This window comes from Povalibacter uvarum (assembly GCF_014202975.1).
Classification (GTDB): Bacteria; Pseudomonadota; Gammaproteobacteria; order Steroidobacterales; family Steroidobacteraceae; genus Steroidobacter; species Steroidobacter uvarum.
The window spans coordinates 1458128-1477150 of sequence record NZ_JACHHZ010000001.1; the positions used below are offsets into that span (position 1 = coordinate 1458128).

Here is a 19023-nt window from a genome sequence, read left to right on the forward strand (position 1 = left end):
GCGACGGTGATGTCGGTGTTGGCCCGCATCGCTCAAGGCGACAACACAGCATTCACCGAATGCATCGACCGCTATGGCGGCCTCGTGTGGTCGCTCGCCAGAAAGATGACCCGCAATGCCGCCGATGCGGAGGATGCAACGCAAGAGATTTTCCTGACGCTCTGGAAGCATGCCAGCCGCTTCGATCCCCAGAAGGGCTCAGAGGCCACCTTCATCGCCACAATTGCGCGGCGATCACTGATCGATCGATTGCGGCAGCGACAGCGCCGGCCTGTCGAAGTCCCGATGGACGATCTCGAGCCGCTGGCGTGGGTGGCGCCGTCGAATGGCGAGAACAGTTTGGAAGCCAGTCGCGCTGCGACCGCGCTGGCGGCATTGAGACCGGAGCAACAGCAAGTGATCTCGCTCGCGGTAGTCGAGGGCTTGTCACAGAGCGAGATAGCAGCGCAAACGGGAATGCCGCTCGGCACGGTCAAGACCCTGATGCGCCGCGGCCTGCTCGCAATACGGGCATTGCTCGGTGAGGTGCAGTCATGAGCACTTCCTGGCGCGACAACGACCTCCTGGTCGATCTACTCATCAAGGAAGCGACTGAGGGACTTACTCGCGACGAAGCTAGTGAGTTGCAGGCGCTTGCGCAGTCCCTGACAGCATCCGAACGAGCAGAGATCGAGAACACGGTAGCTGCGATCACTGTCGCTGCACATGCAGGCAGAGAACAGATGCCGCAGGCGCTGCGCGAACGTATCGTTGCTGCTGCGCCTGCGCGCGGTCCCGCATCAGCGGAAGTGGTCGGGCTCAAGCCCGCACGGATTCTGACGCGCACTCAGTCGGCGGCCGGTTGGTGGGTCGCTGCGGCTTGTTTCGTCCTGGCGGTACTTGGGTGGTGGCCGCGACTCATCGGCACCGGCTCTGAGATTGAATCCGTGGCGAAGACGGCTGGACAGCAGCGCACCGAACTGCTGGCCAGCGGCCGGGCGCTCGAAGTCTCGTGGGCCCCGCAGGAAGCCTCGCCAATCGTCGGCGATGTCGTGTTTGATCCAGTAACACAACGCGGTTTCTTGCGCTTCCGCGGCATCCCCGCCAACGACCCGCGCCTTGCCCAGTATCAGCTCTGGATCGCAGACGCTGGACGCGCCCAGCCGCAACCTGTCGACGGCGGTGTATTCGATGTCGCCCCCGATGGCAGCGGCGACGTGATCATTCCTTTCATCGCCAAATTGCCGGTCGGGAAACCCGCAGCATTCGTGGTCACACTGGAGCAACCGGGCGGCGTAGTAGTTTCGGGTCAGGAGCGGGTCATGGCGGTGGCGACCGTCGAGTCGGGCATTTGACTGTCCGTTCGCGAGCGTTGCCTCAATAACGCACCCGCCTTCGTCGCAGATACTGTACTGCACCGAGAGCCGCCAGCCGCGATTTCGCCGACAACTGCGATTCCCTTGCGCTCTTCAGAGCCAGGCGCGATCAGCGGTGAAATCAACTGTGAGCCAGAAGTTCGGCCATACGGCATTGAGCCGTTTGGCTATGTCCCGCCGGATCGCATCAGCCGCAGCAGTGTCGATTCGGGCATCCGGCGCGACCAGTACATGGATCTCGACGAAGCGCGCGCGACCAACCTTCGCGACATAACTCGAATAGTCGAGAAAACCACGCTCCCCCACGATGCCGTTCATTACGGCGTGCACCTGTTTGTCGAGATCGTCCGGTGCCACCTGCAAGACATCGCTCATCGAGCGCCATAGTCCGATGAGCGGCATTGGAAGCATGCAAAGTGCGATGGCCAACAGCGCGATGGCGTCCAGATAGGGTGTCCAGCCTTGATACCGGGTCCTGGCGAGTCCGGCGGCGATGGCAAAGCCGATCAGAAGCGCCAGGCTGAGAAATGCGCTCACCAGCCAGCTTCTGGCGTCGAGCCGCAGCATCGGAGATCGCAGCTTGCGGGCAAGGCGGCTCAGGTACAGCGTCATCGCAAGCCCGATGGTGGACAGGACACCCGCCCAAACCGCCGCCATGCCGTAAGCAACCTCATTTCCCCCGCCGGCCAGAGCGCCCACAGCATCGACGGCCGCATAGATGCATGCAACTACCAGGATGCTGTCGCGAAGCACAGCCACCAACGGCTCCAGATGCCAGTAGCCGTACTGAAAGCGGTGACTCGACCCGTGAGCGATCAGTCGCACCACGACCAACGAAACGACGGTGGGCACAACATCGACGAAGCTGTACATGCCGTCGAAAACAATCGCCTGAGAACCGGTGGCAAGTCCGCTCGCAATGCCGAGCACGCCAAGCAACAGGGTCAGGGCGATCGAGAACTTGAGCGTGGATTGCTCTACCTCAGAGGACATGCTTGCTGGCCTGGGTTCGAACTCGGACCCCTCAGCGCCTGTTCTTTTCATGAGCGCGCCCTGGGACGGCCCGGATTCTATTCCGCACCGATCGACCCTTCTATACGTAGGGACTACCGGGCATTGCAGCACAAAACGCGCGCCGCGCAACGCGCATTGCACGATTGCTCAGCGCGATCTCCGGCAGCTCGCGCTGTCCTCTAGGCTGCTTTCACCCGCCTCAACAATCATGTGCGACTTCTCGCCGACCGGAGCGAGCCGCCATCAGGGGGTCCGACGGCGAGCCGCGACCGGCGGCGAGAAGTCAGCGAATCGCGGCGAGGAACCACGCGTGCGCCATGGCACTTGCCTCATGCACGCTTCGAGTCAGGGGGCGATACAGAAGAGCTCCTGCACTCCACCTTCGAGCGCAGCCGCTGGCGATGGATTGTTGGTTGTACAAGCCCTGCCGTCGGCGGTGAAGCTGAAGTCGCGTGTGTACGTTCCCCGCAGCGGCATCGGATACACGACGAAACGCTTCTCGCCCGGAATGAAGCGGAACATACGGTCCGTCAGGTTCTCGTTGATCCAGATGTCTTGCGTCTGCGGGTGAACACCCAATGCGTAGGGCGCGGGCTCATATCCCTTCGCAAACTGCGGCAACGGATACAGCTCTGACGTGAACCCTTCGGCCGATGCAAAGTCCTTGGGTTTGAGGCGCGCCAGAATGCCGTCGGAGTAGCCCGTCAACCACAGCACGCCCTGTTTGTCGAAGCGCATGCGGCGCGGGCCTTTGACAGGCGACTGATATTCTTTGAGCTGCAGCGTGTTCGGATCGATGCGCCCGACCTTGTCACCGAACAGCCGCGTATACCAGATGGTGCCGTCGATGGGACTGACATCGATACCATAGGGCACGGTGACGAACGCCGTACCCAGAGATTTCACCGGCGGCAGATCGAGCACCTTCACTTCCCGGGTTTTCGGATCCAGCCGTCCGACCTGCTCGCTCTGCGAGATCGTAAACCAAGCGATGCCCTGCTTGTCGAAACGGATCGTGTGGGGATAGTTGGCCTTGCTGCCGATCTCGATCGACGGCTCCCATTGCATCGTCTTCGGATTGAAGACGCCGATGCGCGAGGTGAACGTATTCGTGGTGTACCACTTGCCGTCCGGTCCCAGAGCCAGCGAATGCGGACCGTTGACCACCGAACCGCTCATCGTGCCGACCGTCTGCGCTGGCTTGCTTTCCTTGGGATGAGGAAAGTATTTCGTCTGTCGAGTGGCGAGATCGGTCACAGCCATCAGATCCGAGGCCTGATCAACCGTGTAGACCAGACCATCCGCCGGGCTCACCGCGGCATCATGCGGCTGAGCGGACTTGGGCATGGGGTACTCGTAGACTTTCGCGGTGAACACCTCCGGGTCGATCGGGAACACGGGCCGAACCTTGAGCGGCTTGCCATCGAGCCCCTTTGAGAGGATGACGGCACGCTTCTCGCGCAGTTCCTTGTCGAAGTTGCCCAGATAGCGGTGCATGCGCTCGATCGTCCCGACCCAACCTTCCGGCGTGCGCGGGAAGCGGGTCAGCGAGTTGCCCAATGCATGACACGTCAGGCAGTCGCGTTGAAACTGGTACTTGGTGAAGGGTGAGTCCGGCGCCGTCTCGAACGGGAGCTGTCCGAAGTGATAGCCGGCTGGCAGGCTGTCCGAGATCTGCTGCGGATCGGTCATCCTCTTCATCTTGTAGTCGCGACTCGCGGCGTCGGACTGACCCAGTATCAATGTCTCCTTGAGATCCTCCAGATACGGCGAGCGCAGGCGAACCTCGAGCTTGCCGTTCAGAGCGGTCTGCAGCGAGAACAGACCCTGCGCGTTCGAATATACGACCTCCGAATTGCCATTCGGCACGGACTCGGTCACACGCACGATTACGCCCGCAACAGGCTTGCCTGCATCGTCCTTGATCGTACCCGTCAGTGTGCCGGCGCTTGCCGCTCCACCGACGGTCATCAGTGCGATCACAACAGATGCAGTTCGGTTCATGCTCAATACCTCGTCTCAACAGCGGATGGGAGACCTTCTCTGTCGCGCAGAGAAGGCCCCGATGCACTCTTAGTAGTTGTAGTTGAACTGCAGCGAGTAGCTACGCGACGGGAACATGAACCCCGCCGCCGCAGTATTCGGACCCGCTGCGGAGTTCGGGAAGATCGCGTTGAACTGAGGGAAGATCACGACCTCTTCATCCGTGACGTTGTTGGCCAGCAGCGCCACCTCCCACACGTCATCGCTGCTGCCGAGCCCAAGGCGCAGATTGGTGCGGATTGCCGAATCGCGGTCCAGGTTGGCGCTGGTGAACTCCTGGGCATCCTCGTAGATGTTGTACATCTCGGCCTTGACCAGCAGATTTCCCATCTCGACCTCGTAGCCGAGATGATTGGTGAAGTTCCAGTTCGCCCCCGGTAGCGTACCCACCTCCTCCGTGAAGTCGCCCGCCACGATGGGCTCGACGACCTTGCCTTCCACGTAGGCAACCGACAGGTCCCAGCGGAAGTTCTCGGTGATCAGGAACTGCGTATCCAGTTCCACGCCACGATAGTTGGTCTCGCCGGAGTTGCCCACGATGAAACCATCGGTGGTGTAGCGGCTGAACTGGCGATCGGTCACATCCAGGTAGAAGGCAGCCCAGTTCGCGACCAGACGGCCATCGACGAACTCGCCCTTGCCGCCCACTTCATATGACAGCAGTTCCTCGTCGTCGAACTCGAACTGCGCCGGGCCGGCGGCGGGGTTGTATTCGCCCGGTTCGTCACCTTGCGTACCCACTTCGTCGAAGCCGCCCGACTTGAATCCCTGGCTGACGCTGCCGTACAGCATGAAGTCATCGGAGAGGTTGTACTGCAGTTTCGCGGAGCCGATGACCTGGTCGCCGGAGCGATCTCCGGACAGATCATGTGCGAATTCATTCACGGCGTTGGCCAGCGGCACAGCACCGCCAATGGTCAGGACACGTTCGGCTTCCTTCTCTTCGTGCGTGTAGTTCGCACCCAGCGATACCGTCCATTTCTCGGCGAAGTGGATGTTCATGTTGCCGTAGATGGCCATCGTCTCGCCTTCCTGCGAGAAGCTGCGATTGGTGTCGGTATCCGCGACGCCAATCTGGGCGAAGTTGATGTTTCTCACTTCCAGCGACTGATGACTCTGCTGCTGATAGTAGAGACCGGCAACGTAGTCGACTTTGCCGCCAAGCGGCGATACCAGGCGGAACTCCTGACTGAAGACATCGAATTCCTCGGTGTCATCCTGGTTGAAGAGATCGGCGTTGATCAGATCGCCATCGCGCTTCTGCGTGAAGTCGTACTCGGAATAGCCGCTGATCGACAGCAGGTTGTGTTCACCCAGATCCCAATCCAGGGTCAACGTCGCGGACTCGCTGTCGGTGTCATCGAACATGCCCTCGGTCCAGCTCTGAACATAGGGGCCCTCGACGAGAGGTGACGCGCCCACCAGCGCGTTCACCATGGCGGGCGAAACGGCAGGGTTCAGCAGAAACTGCGCCGTGTCGTAGTTGAAGGTTCGATTCGGTTCGCCATCGATGCGACTGCGACCGGTTTCGAGCTTCAGCAGTGCCGAGAAGCTGTCGCTCGGCTGCCATTGCATGCTCAGGCGCACGGCGAGCTGCTCTTCATCGTCCGCGTCGATCGTGCCGCTATCGAGCACGTTCTTGAAATTGCCGTGGTCTTCCAGCTGGCGCACCGCGAGCCGCATCCCGAACGTATCGCTCAGCGGTCCGGACAGGAAGCCAACCACGTTGTAGCCGCCGTTCTGATAGCCCTCGTCGAGTGTGTAGGTGCCGCTGAAGCCGGCCTCGAACTTGTCGCCCGGCCGGGCGGACGCGACCATGAGTGCACCGCCGGTGGTGTTCTTGCCGAACAGATAACCCTGCGGACCTCGCAGCACCTGCACGTTCTCCACGTCCAGGAACGAAGTGGCACGGTACATGCGATCGCGTGGCTGATGAACCCCGTCGATGAACAAACCGACCGACTGCTCGAAACCGCCGTTATCAGCAGTGCCGACGCCGCGAATGCTGATGACGGTTACATTGGCTGCGTTGGTTACGCTGAGACTGGGAACGTAGTCGGACATGCCCGCGAAATCTTCGATGTTCAGCTGGGCAAGCTGCGCGCCCTCGACCACGGAGACGGCCACTGGCACGTCCTGGAGATTCTCTTCGCGCTTCTGCGCGGTAACGATGATCTCTTCGAGAGTGAATCCTTCGGTTCCAGCGTTCTGCGCCCAAACCGGACCCACTGCCACGGCCATTGCCGCACACAAAGGAATGCATGACTTTCTGCGCTGCTTCATAGTCCCCCGCTGACGAATCTCTCTTGACGTTGATCCACAGGCGCAGCTGTTGTCGTCGCGATACACCGCGACGCTTCCTTCAGGCGCGCTGATATCACCGACATTCCGGTCGGCTGCGTAAAAGTAGTCGCCTCGACAGGAAAAACTCAGTGACCGTTCCGGTCACGGCAGTGACAAATCCGGACAACGGTCGTTGCCAGCGCCGGCGTTGCGTTGGCCAGACATGTGCAGCCGCTGTCCACCCTCGACATGGCACTGACGCTCACATGCAATGAGACTGCGCCTCCATGACAAACCCTCATCCCTTCAGTCTTGCGGACAAGGCTGTCTTCGTGACCGGCGGCTCTTCGGGCATCGGCCTCGGCGTATGCGACCGCTTCCTGCAGGAAGGCGCCCGAGTCGTCGTGGCGGATATCCAGACTCCACCGGCACCGCTGCTCGCCGCCGGCGCGCTCCATCTGAGTGTCGATGTGTGCGACCGCTCTCAGGTCATCGAAGCATTCGCCAGAACTGAAGAAACCATCGGCAAACTGGATGTGATCATTCACAACGCCGGCAAGCCGGGCCGCAACGATCATCTGACGGATTCGGACGAGGCGGTTCTCGACAGCGTCGTAGGCCTGAACTTCTACGGGACGTACTACCTCCTGAAGTACGGCCCGCGACACATGCGCGACGGCGGATCCATCATCACGACCGCTTCCGTCGCGGGCCTGCAGCAGAACGAAGGCTTCTTCGACTACAGCGCAACGAAAGCCGCCACGATCAGCATGACGAAAACGGCGGCCGTCGAACTAGGTCTGCGCGGCATCCGCTGCAACTCAATCGCTCCAGGCCCAGTGAAAACTCCGATGCTGCCACCGCAGCACTACCTGAACACTTTGGCGAAGCACCTCTCCACCCTCGGTCGCATTGCCGAGGTGGACGATCTCGTCGGCGTGTATCACTTCCTCGCCAGCGATCAGAGCCGCTATATCACGGGTCAGACGATCGTCGTCGATGGCGGACGTCTCACCGGCTTTCGCAAGGCGGTGCTGAAAAGACTGGCGGATTGATCTGCCACGTTCTCAATAGTTGGGAAGGCGCGAGAAGACGGGCACCGGCGGCATCGCTTGGGGATCCGCGATCACGTCAATCAGCACCGATTCATCCGTTGCCAGCGCCTCGCGGATCACCCGCGCTGTGTCCTGTGCTTTTTCCAGCCGGATTCCCTGCACGCCGCAGGCGCGCGCGATCGCTGCGTGATCCACAGGCTCGAACTTGCAGACATTCGTATGTCTGCCGAGAAATGCATCTTCCGAGTGCAGCTGATAGCCCAGTACGGCGTTGTTCATCACGGCGATGACGACCCTGATGCCATGGCGTTTTGCAGTTTCGAGCTCTGACCAGACGTGGCCAAAGCCGCCGTCGCCGACAATGCAGACGACAGGCGTGGCGGGATTGCCAAGTCGTGCACCCATCGCCAGCGGGAAGCCCCACCCGAGCCCAGCCTGGCCGCGCGGCGTGATGAAGCGGCGACGCCCCTTCGCAGTGAGATAGTTTGCGACCCAGATGGAAGAGAAGCTTGCGTCCGCCACCACGATGTGGTCGTCAGCCAGCTGCTGCTCCAGCTCCGCCATGAACCGCTCCGGGCGGATGGGCGCCGCGTCTGATCGCGTGACTGTCGCGATTTCTTCCCGGTGGCGCAGCTTGCTCGCCGCTATCGTCGCTTCCAGTGCGGCTCGCCCCTCGCGTCGGCGCGTGAGCTCGCACGCCGCGAGTGTTGCATTCAAGGCACTCAACGTCAGCTTGGCATCGCCCGTGAGCCGCAGCGCCTCGTAGTTGCGTCCGATCTCGAGCGGATCGATATCGATGTGAATGTAACTAGCGTCGCGGGGCAGCAACTTCCAGGAATCGGTGCCGTTTTGATTGGTGCGATTTCCGATCAGGAGAATCACGTCCGCCTCGGTGATCAGGGGCTTCGCGAACCTGGTCATGCCGCGAGCCGCCATGTAGTAACCGATCACACCAATGGACAACGGATGTGTCTCATCCACCCCGCCCTTTCCCATCGTGCTCGTGGCGACGGGCAGATGCGCACCTTCTTGCAGTGCACGCAGTTCTTGCTGCGCTCCCGATCCGATCACGCCGCCGCCTGCGTACACGATCGGCGCCCGGGCATTGGCAATCAGCACGGCCGCCTCTGCGATCCGCTGCGGATCGGCTTGCGTGCGATCGAGTGGATAGTGACCCAGCCTCATGCGACGCGGCGCAGGCGGACGCTCTTCGGAATCCGCCAGCAACTCCATCGACACGAGCAGCACGGCGGGCCCCGGCCGGCCGCTTGCCGCCGCCGCGAACGCCATATCGACGTAGTCTTCAATGCGATCAGCGATATCTATGCGCTTGATCCACTTCGCCACGCCCTTGAAGAGCTCCAGCTGATCCAGTTCCTGAAACGCGTTGCGATCACGGGCTCGCGGACCGACGTCCTGCACGATCGCAACGATGGGGATGGAGGCGGACAGGCATTCCGCAAGGCCCGCCACCAGCAGCGTAGCCGCAGGCCCATTTTGCGCGGTGACGACCGGCACCTTGCCCGTCGCGCGAGCGTAGCCATCCGCCATGTAGGTGCCGGCATTCTCCTGCCGATAGCCAATCTGCTCGATTCCCAGATCTGCCGCCGCCAGGGTCAGCGAGGGTGGATTGCTCTGACCGAAGAGATACTCGACTCCGTGTCGTAGCAAGGCACGGGCAAAACGTTCCGCCGGCCGCATGGGCTGCATTGGTTCGGACACCTGGTTGGCCTCACTTCGTTTTGTGTCTGGGCGCGGGCAAGGCGAACGCGACGAGCGAATCGCCGAGCGGGCGTCCGAAGGCAATCTGCCCGCCCGCGGCGATCACGACATACTGGCGTCCGCGATGCATGAAGGTCATCGGCGCGGCCGAGCCATCGTGCGGCAACTCTGAGGTCCAGAGCTTCTCGCCCGTTGCACTGTCGAACGCGCGCAACCGCCGGTCGGTCGTTGCACCGATGAAGACGAGTCCGCTTTTCGTCAGCAATGGGCCGCCGAGGTTCGGTGTGCCCCAGTCGATCTCGAACGGCAGTTTCACCGGGCCCATCTCATGCGCGGACCCTAGCGTTCTCTGCCATCGGATGTCGCCCGATTCGAGATCGATTGCCGCGAGCTTGCCCCATGGCGGCGCCGAGCACGGAATGCCGAGCGGCGACAGGATCAATCCCATCACCACGGCGTACGGCGTGCCTTTCATCGCGTTCACCTGAGTGAATGCCGGATTCGCGTGACCCTGCGCATTCGCCTGATTGATCGGAACGAGTTGCCCGAACATCGCGACGTTGCTCAGATTGACGATCAGCAATTGCTCGGCCGACGAGACCGCGCCGCCGCCCCAGTTCATGCCACCCAGTGCACTGGGGTTATAGAGGGTCCGCTCCTTGCCGAGCGGTGTGTAGATGCCTTCGTTGTGCAGGGAGCGGATCGTTTCGGCACACTTTCCCTGATCCCAGAACGTCAGACCCCACGCGTCCTTCTCCGAAAGCCGATGCTGCAGAAGCGGCGCCGGTTTCACGGGAAAGGGCTGCGTCGGCGATGCGAGTTCGTTGTCGATGCGCGAGCGTGGGACGGGTCGCTCCTCGATCGGAAACAGCGATTCACCCGTTTCTCGATTGAACACGAACACCATGCCCTGCTTGGTGGTCTGCACCAGCGCCGGAATGGTTCTTCCGTCACGCCTGACATCCGTGAGAATCGGCTGCGACGGCGTGTCGTAGTCCCACAGATCGTGATGGACGAACTGGAAGTGCCAGAGCACTCTGCCGGTGGAGCCCTGCAGCGCCACGACTGAATTCGCGTAGCGATTGTCGCCAGGGCGGGCAACGCCGTAGTAGTCCGGCGAAGGCGAACTCGTGGGCACGAACACCATGTCGCGCGCCTCATCCACGGAGATGGGGGCCCAGACGTTGGCAGCCCCGCTTACGGATCGAGGATTCGCAGGCCAGCTGTCCGTCGACTGCTGCTGTTCAGGAATCGCACTGAACGACCAACGTAGCTCACCGGTGCGCACATCGAGTGCCAGCACCGTGCCGCTCGGCATGTTCGCGTGATTGAAATCCTCGACCTGGGATCCGACGATCAAGTTGCTTCCTGCAACGACGGGCGGCGAGGTGGAGAACACTGTGGGAATCCGCTCGTCCCACCCTTCCCGCTCATAGAGCTTCACCACACCGGCTTGCCCGAATTCGTTGCAGGGTCGGCCGGTGATGGCATCGATCGCCACGATGCGGCGGTCGATTACCGCCATGTACAGGCGTTGCTTGCATGCTTCCCCCGCCTGCTTGCCCGGGTCTTCCCACCAGGTGATGCCGCGGCACTTGAAGTGATTCCTGATCTTCGACTCATCGAGCTTCGAATCGAAGCGCCATTGTTCGACACCGGTTTCCGGATCGATGGCGACGATGCGTCCGAACGGACTGCACGTGACCAGCCTGCCGCCGGCGCGCTCCGGCAGGAACAACGGTGTCATCTGCAGGCTGTGTAGACCGCGAACGCTTTCGGGCTCTTTGAAATGGTAGGTCCACACCTGCTCCAGCTGGTCGACGTTCCTTTTGTCGATCTGTGTCAGCGAGGAGTAACGCTGCCCTCCTGCGTCACCGGCCGGAAACTCCCATTGAGCATCCGCCCCGTGGCTCGATGTACCAAAGATCGCCGCTGCGACGGCCGCAAGGATTCGTCTCACAGAGTCTCGCTGGGAATGAGTTGGTCAAAACCTGAACCCGGAAACGCGTCACATGCCAGTGCTTGCGGTTTCATGCTGCGTCGCGTGCGGACCGGCCGGCACGATGCGAGGTCATTCTTTGGGCTATCATTCCGCCGCGCAGTGTCGAAAACGGACGAGACAGTCACTTTCCCGGTCAGCGGGAAATCGCCCTGAGCACAACGCGGCACACTGATTAAAGAGACGATCCGTGGAAGACTACCGTCTGGCATCCAGCACCCTGTCCCCGTATCTGCGCACTGCCAGCGAGCTAGGCGTCGATCCGGCCGGGCTTCTCGCCGATCTGAATCTCAGCATCGATACCATCGAGACACCGCAATCGCGACTACCGCTGACCTGCTTCATGGAGGTCATCGATCGCCTCATCCAGACGTCGAGGAATGAATCGATCGGACTGCATTCGGCGAAGTATGTGGACGTCGGCAGCTACGACATCAACGGCTACATATCGATCAACTGCGCCAATCTGCTCGAGGCGCTGACGCTGACGTCGGAGTACTACCGCGTTCTTTCCGATCACAGAGTGCTCCATGTGACCGAAGGGCAGAAATATGTGACCTGCCACTGGAAGCTGGCGGAACGCAGCGACATCGCACAACGTAATTTTGCCGACAGCCTGCTGGCAACCTACGTCCGGTTCGGTCGCCTGAATCTGCAGATGGAGCGAGGCGTCGAGTTCGTCACCTTCAAGCACGCTGCCCCGAGGAGTGCACGGGCGTTGCAGCTCTACGAAGAAACTTTCAAGTGTCCGCTGCTCTTCGACCAGGAACAGTATTCGGTCGTCTTCGATCGTGCATTCCTGCGCAACACCCGCATCGCACGTGCCGACCCGGCGCTACGCGACGTACTGATCGGGCATGCGACAACACGCATTCGAAGTATCGAAACGACACCACCGTTCAGCCATGAGGTGAAGTCCCTGATCAGGAGGATGTTTCACGACAGCGCCCCGACCCGCGAAGACGTTGCCGATCGGCTGCATGTCGGCAGCCGAACGCTGCAGCGCCGTCTGCTGATGGAGGGTTCGTCCTACAAGGATGTCTTCAACGCCGTGCGTCTCGAACTCGCTGTTCAGTATCTGAAGGATGAATCGCTGTCGCTCGACGATGTGGCCGAGAAACTCGGCTTCAGCGAAACCCGCTCGCTACACCGCAGCTTCCGGCAATGGACCGGCAATACGCCCGGAGAGTTTCGCGCCAAAAGCGCGGCAGCGACGTCGAACTCATAGCCTGCTGCGCGAAGGCGCTAGTTCGCGTCGCCGCAATCGTTCCCTGCTTCTGTGGAGTGCGGTGGTCGTCGCCGGTCGCTGGCTGGGACTCATCTGAGCGTCGATGCACGACCGTCTTTGAACAAGAAGACGAAGACCAACACAGTGGATTGCGACTTCAGCGCAACGGGAGCGTAGCGGCTCCCGCGATCGCTCCCTGCTTCTGACGCTGCAGCAGCACGACCACGGAAGTCGCATCCGCAGGCAGCGAGGCCAAGGGTGCCTTCATCTGCTGTGGCGTGCCGTTCCATTTGCCGAGGCGTGAGAAGGAACGAACGATGTTGAATTCCTTCAGCTCGCGTCGTGCATTTTCGCCACGTGCCGGATGCGTGACGGCTGCATCGAGATAGGACACGAGATAGACGTCGAGTGTTTCGCGCCATCGCTCCGGCAACTCCACGATGAGGTTGTTGCCCGATCTCGAAAGCCTCATCATCAGCGAATCGCGCTGCTGAGCGAGTGCCTCGTTCATGGCGGTCCGGTTCGATCCTACGAGGCTGGTGTCGCCGCTCACTACCGCCTGCGGCGTGAAGGGGCCCGCACGAGAAAGACGGCGCGTATAGCCGCGCTGGCGTTGCGCCGCCGCTGGGATGGAGAAGCGATCCTTCCATCCCGGTTCATCCCAGTAGTCCACGTGATAGGCGAGCGCAATGATGCCGGGCCGCCGCGCCAGTTCACCGAGCAACTGGTCAGCCGGAGGACACGAACTGCAACCCTGCGAAGTGAACAGTTCGACGACGACAGGCGTGGCACCGGATGACACGCAGGGCGCGAGCGTCGCGGCTGCGACTACGAGGAACCGGACGATGCGGCACAGGCTGTTTCTCATGCGGTCGTAACTCTCGTGACCACGCATTCAGAGCCGATCAGAGCTGATCATGGAGGCGGTAGGCAAGCCAGCTCCACGCGCGCGCCCGCCAGGAGCGCTTTCGCCACTGAGCAAGCGTTATCTCGGAACTGCGCTTGAGATCTGCCTCAAATGCACTTCGCAACTGACTCGCGATATCACGATCAAGAATGCCGACGCCGACCTCCTCGTTCAATGCCAGCGATCGAGCGTCGAAGTTCGTGGAACCCACATGCGACCAGACTCCGTCGACGACGACGACCTTCTGATGCGGCAACGTGGGCTCGAACTCGTAGAGGCGTACGCCTGCGCGCAGCAGCGAATCGTACAGGTGGCAACCTGCATCGCGTACGAACGGACTGTCCGTGTGCTTACCCGGCACCATCAGGTGGACCGCCACGCCGCGGTCGACCATCTTGCCCAGCAACTCGCACACGCCATCGTCAGGAGCGAAGTAGGGATTCTGGATGATTACCTCACGGCGCGCCGATGCGATCGCAACCGTGTAGACAAGTGCCACGGACGACACCGTGTCGCCTGACGCGCTACTGAATACGTGTACGGGAACGGGTCCTTTGGCAGCCAGCGTCGGGAAGCAACCGGGACCGCAGGGAACGCGGTGCGTTTCTTCGATCCAGTTCTCCATGAACACCGCCTGCAGCGCCCGCACGACCGGACCCTCCAGGCGCACGGCCGTGTCACGCCAGTGCTCACGATCTTCGCCGCGACCCAGCCATTGGTCGGCGATGCCGTGGCCGAACACATAGCCGATCTCTCCGTCGATGATCAGAAGCTTGCGGTGCGTGCGCTGATTGAATCGGCGCAGGTTGACCAGACGCGCCTTGCAGTACTCCGCAAATTCAACCGGACCTTCTGCGAACCGTTTGAAACAGGCCTTGCCGGCACCCGAGGCACCGATGGCATCCACCAGCAGCCGCACTTTCACGTCCTGCTGCGCCTTGTCGCAAAGCAGCCGCTCGAACTGGTTCTCCAGGGTTCCCTTCGTCCAGACGAAACTCTCCAGGTGAACGGTGTGGCGCGCTGCTCGAATATCCGCCTGCATGGCGGGGAACAGTGCTCCATCCTGCAAGACCGCCACCGCGTTGCCTTCGTGAATGGCGCCATCCGTCAGCCCGGCGAGCGTTTCAAGGCCATCTTCCAGCGCCGGCAGCGCGTCCAGGTCGAGTTCCAGATACGGTGTATGACGCTGGTGCGCAAACAGCAGATATATGCGCGTGAGCAGCGCACCCAGCAGCATCCAAACGGCAAACACTGTGACACCACCTACCGGGCTTACGGTGTCCGCGAAACGCCCGCCTCGCCTGGAAAGTTCGTTCTGAAAACCCCGGCCTACACCGCCTGGCCTGCCAGGTGCTGGAATTGGCGAATGACGCCATAGATCTCGAGCCCAATTCCAGTGTCAAACTGCCTGCTCCTCATCGAGCACGACGGCAACGCCCAGTCCAAAGCCGTGTCCTTCATCGAAGAGCGGCTGCCAAGAATCGTTGCTTCGGCACGTTGCCACTGGGGGACCTGGCTACTCATCAGCAACGACAGCGTGGAAGAGCTGAGAAGACGATTGCCATCAACGTTCCTCCTTCGATGAACAGCCGCGCGAAGGCGAGGTAGTCGTCGACGGTGGACCGTAGACCTTGACCACCCGACACATATGTCATGCCCAAGGGACGACTCGGAAGCGTTGACTCACGCTGTTGGTGTGCGGATTGTGATCACGTGATTGCTGCTGTTCCAATACCGCATGATCGCGCGCAGCGAAGTCACGCACAGCCTCGCACCTTGAACGTCGTCCGTAAACGTTGCTTGCTCATTGCTCCCTCCTGCGCTGAAATCACGACCCTGAGGTACCCGCGATCCCGTGGAGACTTCAACTATCGATTTCGATCGACCTGGCGTTACAAGCGATTGCAACTGCGTTGAGATCAGGGCAATCGATAGGTCAGATTTGGCAAATCGATTTTTGTGATTTCAGTAGGAGTCTCGATGACGATGTCGTTGCGTTCATGGTTGGGACTGGTGTGCTCCGCCACCGCTTTGCTGGTTCTGGGTTGCGCGTCGTCTGGTCGGCAGGAGCCGGCTTCCGCTGGCGCATCGAATGCTCCGGCAACGCCGCACACCTCGAGTGCAAGCCCGCCGCCCGCAAGCAACGATGGCCACCCGGGTAAGGCGATCTACGATCGCGTGTGCGCCGCCTGCCATAACAATCCCGAAGCCACGCGTTCGCCGGGGCTCGATGCACTGCGCCAGATGCGTTTCTCGAACATCAACCATGCCTTGGTGGAAGGCAAGATGAAGCTGCAAGCCGCAAGCTTGAGCGACGCCGAGAAAAGAGCGGTGGCGGATTATCTGGCGGGTGCAGAGCAGGCGAACGATGCCTGGATCGCGAAGATGATGTGCCCGGCCGATCGTCGCGCCGTGGACGTGAGCCCGGCCGCAAGCGTCACGGGCTTCGGTTTCGATCCGCGCAATCACCGCCATCTGACGCAAGCACAGACTGGATTGAAGACGGGGGACTTCGCGAATCTCGAGCTCGCCTGGGCGCTGGCGTTCCCACGTGCGACGATGATGCGCTCGCAGCCGGTCGTCGTCGGCAATACCTTGTTCCTGCCCGTTGCCGAAGCCTTGCAGGTATACGCAATCGATATCAGCCAGAGCGAGCCCTGTCTCAAGTGGGTGTACAACAGTGCGTCGCCGTTGCGCTCGGGCGCAGCCTACGGCGAGATTGCCGGACGCAAAGTACTCGTCGTCAATGGTGCCGACGCGACGGTTCATGCAATCGATGCGTTGACAGGCACCAAGCTGTGGACACAGTCAGTGCGCCTGTTCTCACTCTCGATCGGTACCGGCACGCCGATCATTCATGACGATCGCGTCTACGTGCCCATCTCGCAATATGAAATCTCGGTGGCGCACGTCGATAACTTCGAGTGCTGCAAGACGCATGGTGGCGTCACGGCGCTCGATGGCAAGACCGGCGAGAAGCTGTGGACGATGCGTCCCATGCCGGATGCCCAACCGGTTCGCGACCGCGGCGACGGCAAGATGATCTGGGGGCCTTCCGGGGCGCCGATCTGGAATTCGCCGGCGATCGACGCGGAACGCGGTTTACTGTTCGTGGGCACGGGAGAAGCGACTTCGGAGCCCGCGACCAAGACGACGGATGCGATTCTCGCCGTCGACCTGAAGGACGGTTCGATTCGCTGGAGCTTTCAAGCCACTGCCAACGATATCTATCTGTCCGGCTGCGACACGTCCGCGGTGCCGCCGGGCGCACCGCCTCTGAAGCTTGGTCTGAATTGTCCGCCACCCCATTCAGTGAATCGCGATGCCGATTTCGGCGCCTCCGTGGTGCTCGGCAAACTCAAGGACGGCCGCGATGTCCTGTTCGCCGGTCAGAAATCCGGCACGGTGTGGGCGCTGAATCCGGATGACGGCAAGCTCATCTGGCGGCAGGACAGCTTCGGTCCAGGCTCGTCTCTCGGCGGCATTCACTGGGGCATCGCGTTCGACGGCGAGCGCGTGTACGCGCCGATCAATTTCCCCAACGGCTTCTATCCGTCGCCGGAAGTACAGCAAAAAGAAAAGCCCGGCATTCATGGGATCGATGCGAGCACCGGCAAGGTACTGTGGACATTCGCCGCCGAGCCCGACTGCAGCGTTGAGCGCAAGACTCGCCTGCGCACTTGCGAGAACATTGGTTTTTCGGGCGCGCCGACCGTGATTGACGGCGCCGTCGCGCAGGGCTCGAACGATGGTTATCTGCGCGTGTTCGACGCAAAGAGCGGCGCCGTGCTGTTCTCGTACGACACCGCCAGGAAGTTCTCGACGGTCAACGGCGTCCCGGGCGGAGGGGGCGCGATCGACAATGCGACCATCGTCGCAGCCAACGGGCAGCTCTTCGTCTCGTCGGGCTATGGCATGTTCGGGCAGCCGCCCGGGAACGTGTTGCTGGCGTTCCGGCCCAAGGGACGATGAGGTAAGCGCTCGGGCTCGTGACCTGCTGGCTTTTTGCGGACCAAAGGATTCTAGGAAATGGCTTCTTCCGGGCGTGGTTGTGACAACTGTTGTTTGAACTGATACGGCGTCAGGTTCTAGCGATTCGTTAGGCGGGCAACACCACAGGCTCGGTTGGAGGCCGAGTGAGCGCAATGAGCAGTGTGGCGCCTGCTGTCACCTCGATGCATCGGATGCCCCAGTCAAAGGCGTACCAGGAAGCCGCCCGGCGCTGCAGAGCCGAGTCCACAGTGTCACGGTAGCCTGTCGCGACGATGTCAGCAAAGAGAGGATCAAGGTAAGCGACAGTCACCACGCCGGCGAGCACGAAGACAGCTAGTGCCCCGAGCAGCAAGCTACGGCGCTGTGTCCGCCAATTGGCGATGATCGCCAGCAGAAAGAGCGCTCCGGTGATTGGCGGGACGGTTTGCCAGAAGACGCTACTGTCGTAGGGATACGCGCCATGCAGCACTGCAAGCGAGCGCGGGGGTGCAGAACTCACCGTTCGGGCAATGGTAGCGAGCGCAAAGAATCCCGCGCCGATCTGAATCAGGTAGCTTGCCGCCAGGGCGACGAGCGTGACGTTTGGTAGATGAGTCCTTCGCACAATCTTTCTCTGTGGGCTGCCAGCGGTCGAAGCGTCTGGCGGGATTCAATGAACGCTCTGATTCCGAATAACGTCCCGCGTGAGGCGTCAGAAAAAGCGCATCGCTTTTTCAAGTCAGTCGCGCACTGCGCGCAGACTCGACGCGATTGTAGCTGCCTTCTGCATCACAAGCCTAGAAGATGCTGCGCGAGATACGCCAGCGCGAGCAACAAGGCCAACCCGCCAAACAGGTAGACCCTGCTTGGGCATGGCTAGCGCCGCGCATAACTCGCCGCACAAGTGCGTAGCGCTTGGGCGGTCGGGCACGCAGTGCGTGCAGTGTTGATGCGCTTGTTAGGTGGCATCCGACTAACCAAACGGAGCCTCATCAGTTCGGAGAAATTTCCCTTCTCGGCTGTAAACGAACACATCCGCGTCTTGCCCCTTGTAGATGCAGCCTGTAGCGGGATGCTTCTCAGAAAGATAGAGACTGATCCTCACCGTGCCATCGGACTCCGCTTGGATTGAGAATGTGCAAACGCGCTGCGAATTGAGGCAGACATCCGCCCACCTTGAGCGGGCATCATCCAGCGCCGCTGATTGCGCGAAGTTGGATGGCACAGAACTATCGCAGCTCCAATAGTTGCTAGAACTTTGATAGAGAAGCTCCGCGGCGAAAGCCACACCAATTGCAATGACGAGCAGCACGAAAAGACCATCCAGAATCTTTCGTCCAGTCATCTTGTCGTAAGCTCCCCCGTCAAGGACACAACTCCAAAGTAGACTTTCCAGCGCTTGCTCGCCTCGGCATGAAGGTGAGGGGCGGCACCCGGCCGAGGCT

The 19023-nt window shown here is 61.2% G+C and carries 14 protein-coding genes; 5 read left to right on the forward strand and 9 right to left on the reverse strand.

From position 1 onward, the window contains the following. The first annotated feature begins 9 nt into the window (after nt 1-9). Entirely contained in the window at nt 10-537 is a 528-nt protein-coding gene (locus HNQ60_RS06330) for a sigma-70 family RNA polymerase sigma factor (RefSeq protein ID WP_184330216.1), read from the forward strand. Beyond that, the gene (locus tag HNQ60_RS06335) at nt 534-1334 is read left to right on the forward strand and encodes an anti-sigma factor (RefSeq protein ID WP_184330122.1); all 801 of its coding nucleotides are present in this window, start codon (nt 534-536) and stop codon (nt 1332-1334) included. Before HNQ60_RS06330 ends, HNQ60_RS06335 begins: the two co-directional genes overlap by 4 nt. A gap of 114 nt (nt 1335-1448) precedes the next feature. On the opposite strand, the gene HNQ60_RS06340 is transcribed toward HNQ60_RS06335, so the two are convergent. The 3 genes from HNQ60_RS06340 to HNQ60_RS06350 all read right to left on the reverse strand — a co-directional run bounded on the left by HNQ60_RS06340 (nt 1449) and on the right by HNQ60_RS06350 (nt 6695). After that, nucleotides 1449-2348 (reverse strand): cation diffusion facilitator family transporter, encoded by a 900-nt coding sequence (locus HNQ60_RS06340; protein WP_184330123.1) that lies wholly within the window; start codon nt 2346-2348, stop codon nt 1449-1451. Between the two features lie 366 nt (nt 2349-2714). Further along, nucleotides 2715-4373: a virginiamycin B lyase family protein gene (locus tag HNQ60_RS06345; RefSeq protein ID WP_184330124.1), complete on the reverse strand. Its 1659-nt coding sequence runs from the start codon at nt 4371-4373 to the stop codon at nt 2715-2717. A gap of 69 nt (nt 4374-4442) precedes the next feature. Then, on the reverse strand, nt 4443-6695 hold the full coding sequence (locus HNQ60_RS06350) for a TonB-dependent receptor (protein WP_184330125.1): 2253 nt from the start codon (nt 6693-6695) through the stop codon (nt 4443-4445). Between the two features lie 287 nt (nt 6696-6982). Here HNQ60_RS06350 and HNQ60_RS06355 point away from each other — a divergent pair, with 287 nt between their 5' ends. Further along, nucleotides 6983-7750, forward strand: a complete 768-nt coding sequence (locus HNQ60_RS06355) for an SDR family NAD(P)-dependent oxidoreductase (RefSeq protein ID WP_184330126.1) — start codon at nt 6983-6985, stop codon at nt 7748-7750. A 12-nt stretch (nt 7751-7762) separates the two neighbouring features. Here HNQ60_RS06355 and HNQ60_RS06360 read toward each other — a convergent pair whose 3' ends face one another. Together HNQ60_RS06360 and HNQ60_RS06365 are read right to left on the reverse strand one after the other, a co-directional pair. Next, nucleotides 7763-9460 (reverse strand): acetolactate synthase catalytic subunit, encoded by a 1698-nt coding sequence (locus HNQ60_RS06360; protein WP_184330127.1) that lies wholly within the window; start codon nt 9458-9460, stop codon nt 7763-7765. Between the two features lie 22 nt (nt 9461-9482). Next, the gene (locus HNQ60_RS06365) at nt 9483-11432 is read right to left on the reverse strand and encodes a pyrroloquinoline quinone-dependent dehydrogenase (protein WP_184330128.1); all 1950 of its coding nucleotides are present in this window, start codon (nt 11430-11432) and stop codon (nt 9483-9485) included. Between the two features lie 229 nt (nt 11433-11661). Here HNQ60_RS06365 and HNQ60_RS06370 point away from each other — a divergent pair, with 229 nt between their 5' ends. Beyond that, nucleotides 11662-12699: an AraC family transcriptional regulator gene (locus tag HNQ60_RS06370; RefSeq protein ID WP_184330129.1), complete on the forward strand. Its 1038-nt coding sequence runs from the start codon at nt 11662-11664 to the stop codon at nt 12697-12699. 157 nt (nt 12700-12856) lie between these two features. Here the strand turns inward: HNQ60_RS06370 and HNQ60_RS06375 are convergent, their stop codons facing one another. Continuing rightward, nucleotides 12857-13567 carry a DUF1223 domain-containing protein gene (locus tag HNQ60_RS06375; protein ID WP_184330130.1) on the reverse strand — a complete coding sequence of 237 codons (711 nt, stop codon included), beginning with the start codon at nt 13565-13567 and terminating at the stop codon, nt 12857-12859. Between the two features lie 37 nt (nt 13568-13604). Beyond that, nucleotides 13605-14858 (reverse strand): phospholipase D-like domain-containing protein, encoded by a 1254-nt coding sequence (locus HNQ60_RS06380; protein ID WP_184330131.1) that lies wholly within the window; start codon nt 14856-14858, stop codon nt 13605-13607. Nucleotides 14859-15586: 728 nt separating this feature from the next. Between HNQ60_RS06380 and HNQ60_RS06385 the strand changes: the two genes are divergently transcribed. Next, nucleotides 15587-17578, forward strand: a complete 1992-nt coding sequence (locus HNQ60_RS06385; protein ID WP_184330132.1) for an outer membrane protein assembly factor BamB family protein — start codon at nt 15587-15589, stop codon at nt 17576-17578. 127 nt (nt 17579-17705) lie between these two features. Here HNQ60_RS06385 and HNQ60_RS06390 read toward each other — a convergent pair whose 3' ends face one another. Continuing rightward, nucleotides 17706-18203, reverse strand: a complete 498-nt coding sequence (locus HNQ60_RS06390; RefSeq protein ID WP_184330133.1) for a hypothetical protein — start codon at nt 18201-18203, stop codon at nt 17706-17708. Between the two features lie 348 nt (nt 18204-18551). Beyond that, nucleotides 18552-19023 (reverse strand): hypothetical protein (locus tag HNQ60_RS06395; RefSeq protein WP_221304038.1); only part of this gene is annotated, 472 nt, incomplete at its 5' end.

Excerpts from the sequence above, each read along its gene's own strand:
- HNQ60_RS06350 (WP_184330125.1), bottom strand. The coding sequence starts at position 6,695 with ATGAAGCAGCGCAGAAAGTCATGCATTCCTTTGTGTGCGGCAATGGCC.
- HNQ60_RS06345 (WP_184330124.1), bottom strand. The coding sequence starts at position 4,373 with ATGAACCGAACTGCATCTGTTGTGATCGCACTGATGACCGTCGGTGGA.
- HNQ60_RS06360 (WP_184330127.1), bottom strand. The coding sequence starts at position 9,460 with ATGCAGCCCATGCGGCCGGCGGAACGTTTTGCCCGTGCCTTGCTACGA.
- HNQ60_RS06375 (WP_184330130.1), bottom strand. The coding sequence starts at position 13,567 with ATGAGAAACAGCCTGTGCCGCATCGTCCGGTTCCTCGTAGTCGCAGCC.
- HNQ60_RS06335 (WP_184330122.1), top strand. The coding sequence starts at position 534 with ATGAGCACTTCCTGGCGCGACAACGACCTCCTGGTCGATCTACTCATC.
- HNQ60_RS06385 (WP_184330132.1), top strand. The coding sequence starts at position 15,587 with ATGACGATGTCGTTGCGTTCATGGTTGGGACTGGTGTGCTCCGCCACC.
- HNQ60_RS06340 (WP_184330123.1), bottom strand. The coding sequence starts at position 2,348 with ATGTCCTCTGAGGTAGAGCAATCCACGCTCAAGTTCTCGATCGCCCTG.
- HNQ60_RS06330 (WP_184330216.1), top strand. The coding sequence starts at position 10 with ATGTCGGTGTTGGCCCGCATCGCTCAAGGCGACAACACAGCATTCACC.
- HNQ60_RS06355 (WP_184330126.1), top strand. The coding sequence starts at position 6,983 with ATGACAAACCCTCATCCCTTCAGTCTTGCGGACAAGGCTGTCTTCGTG.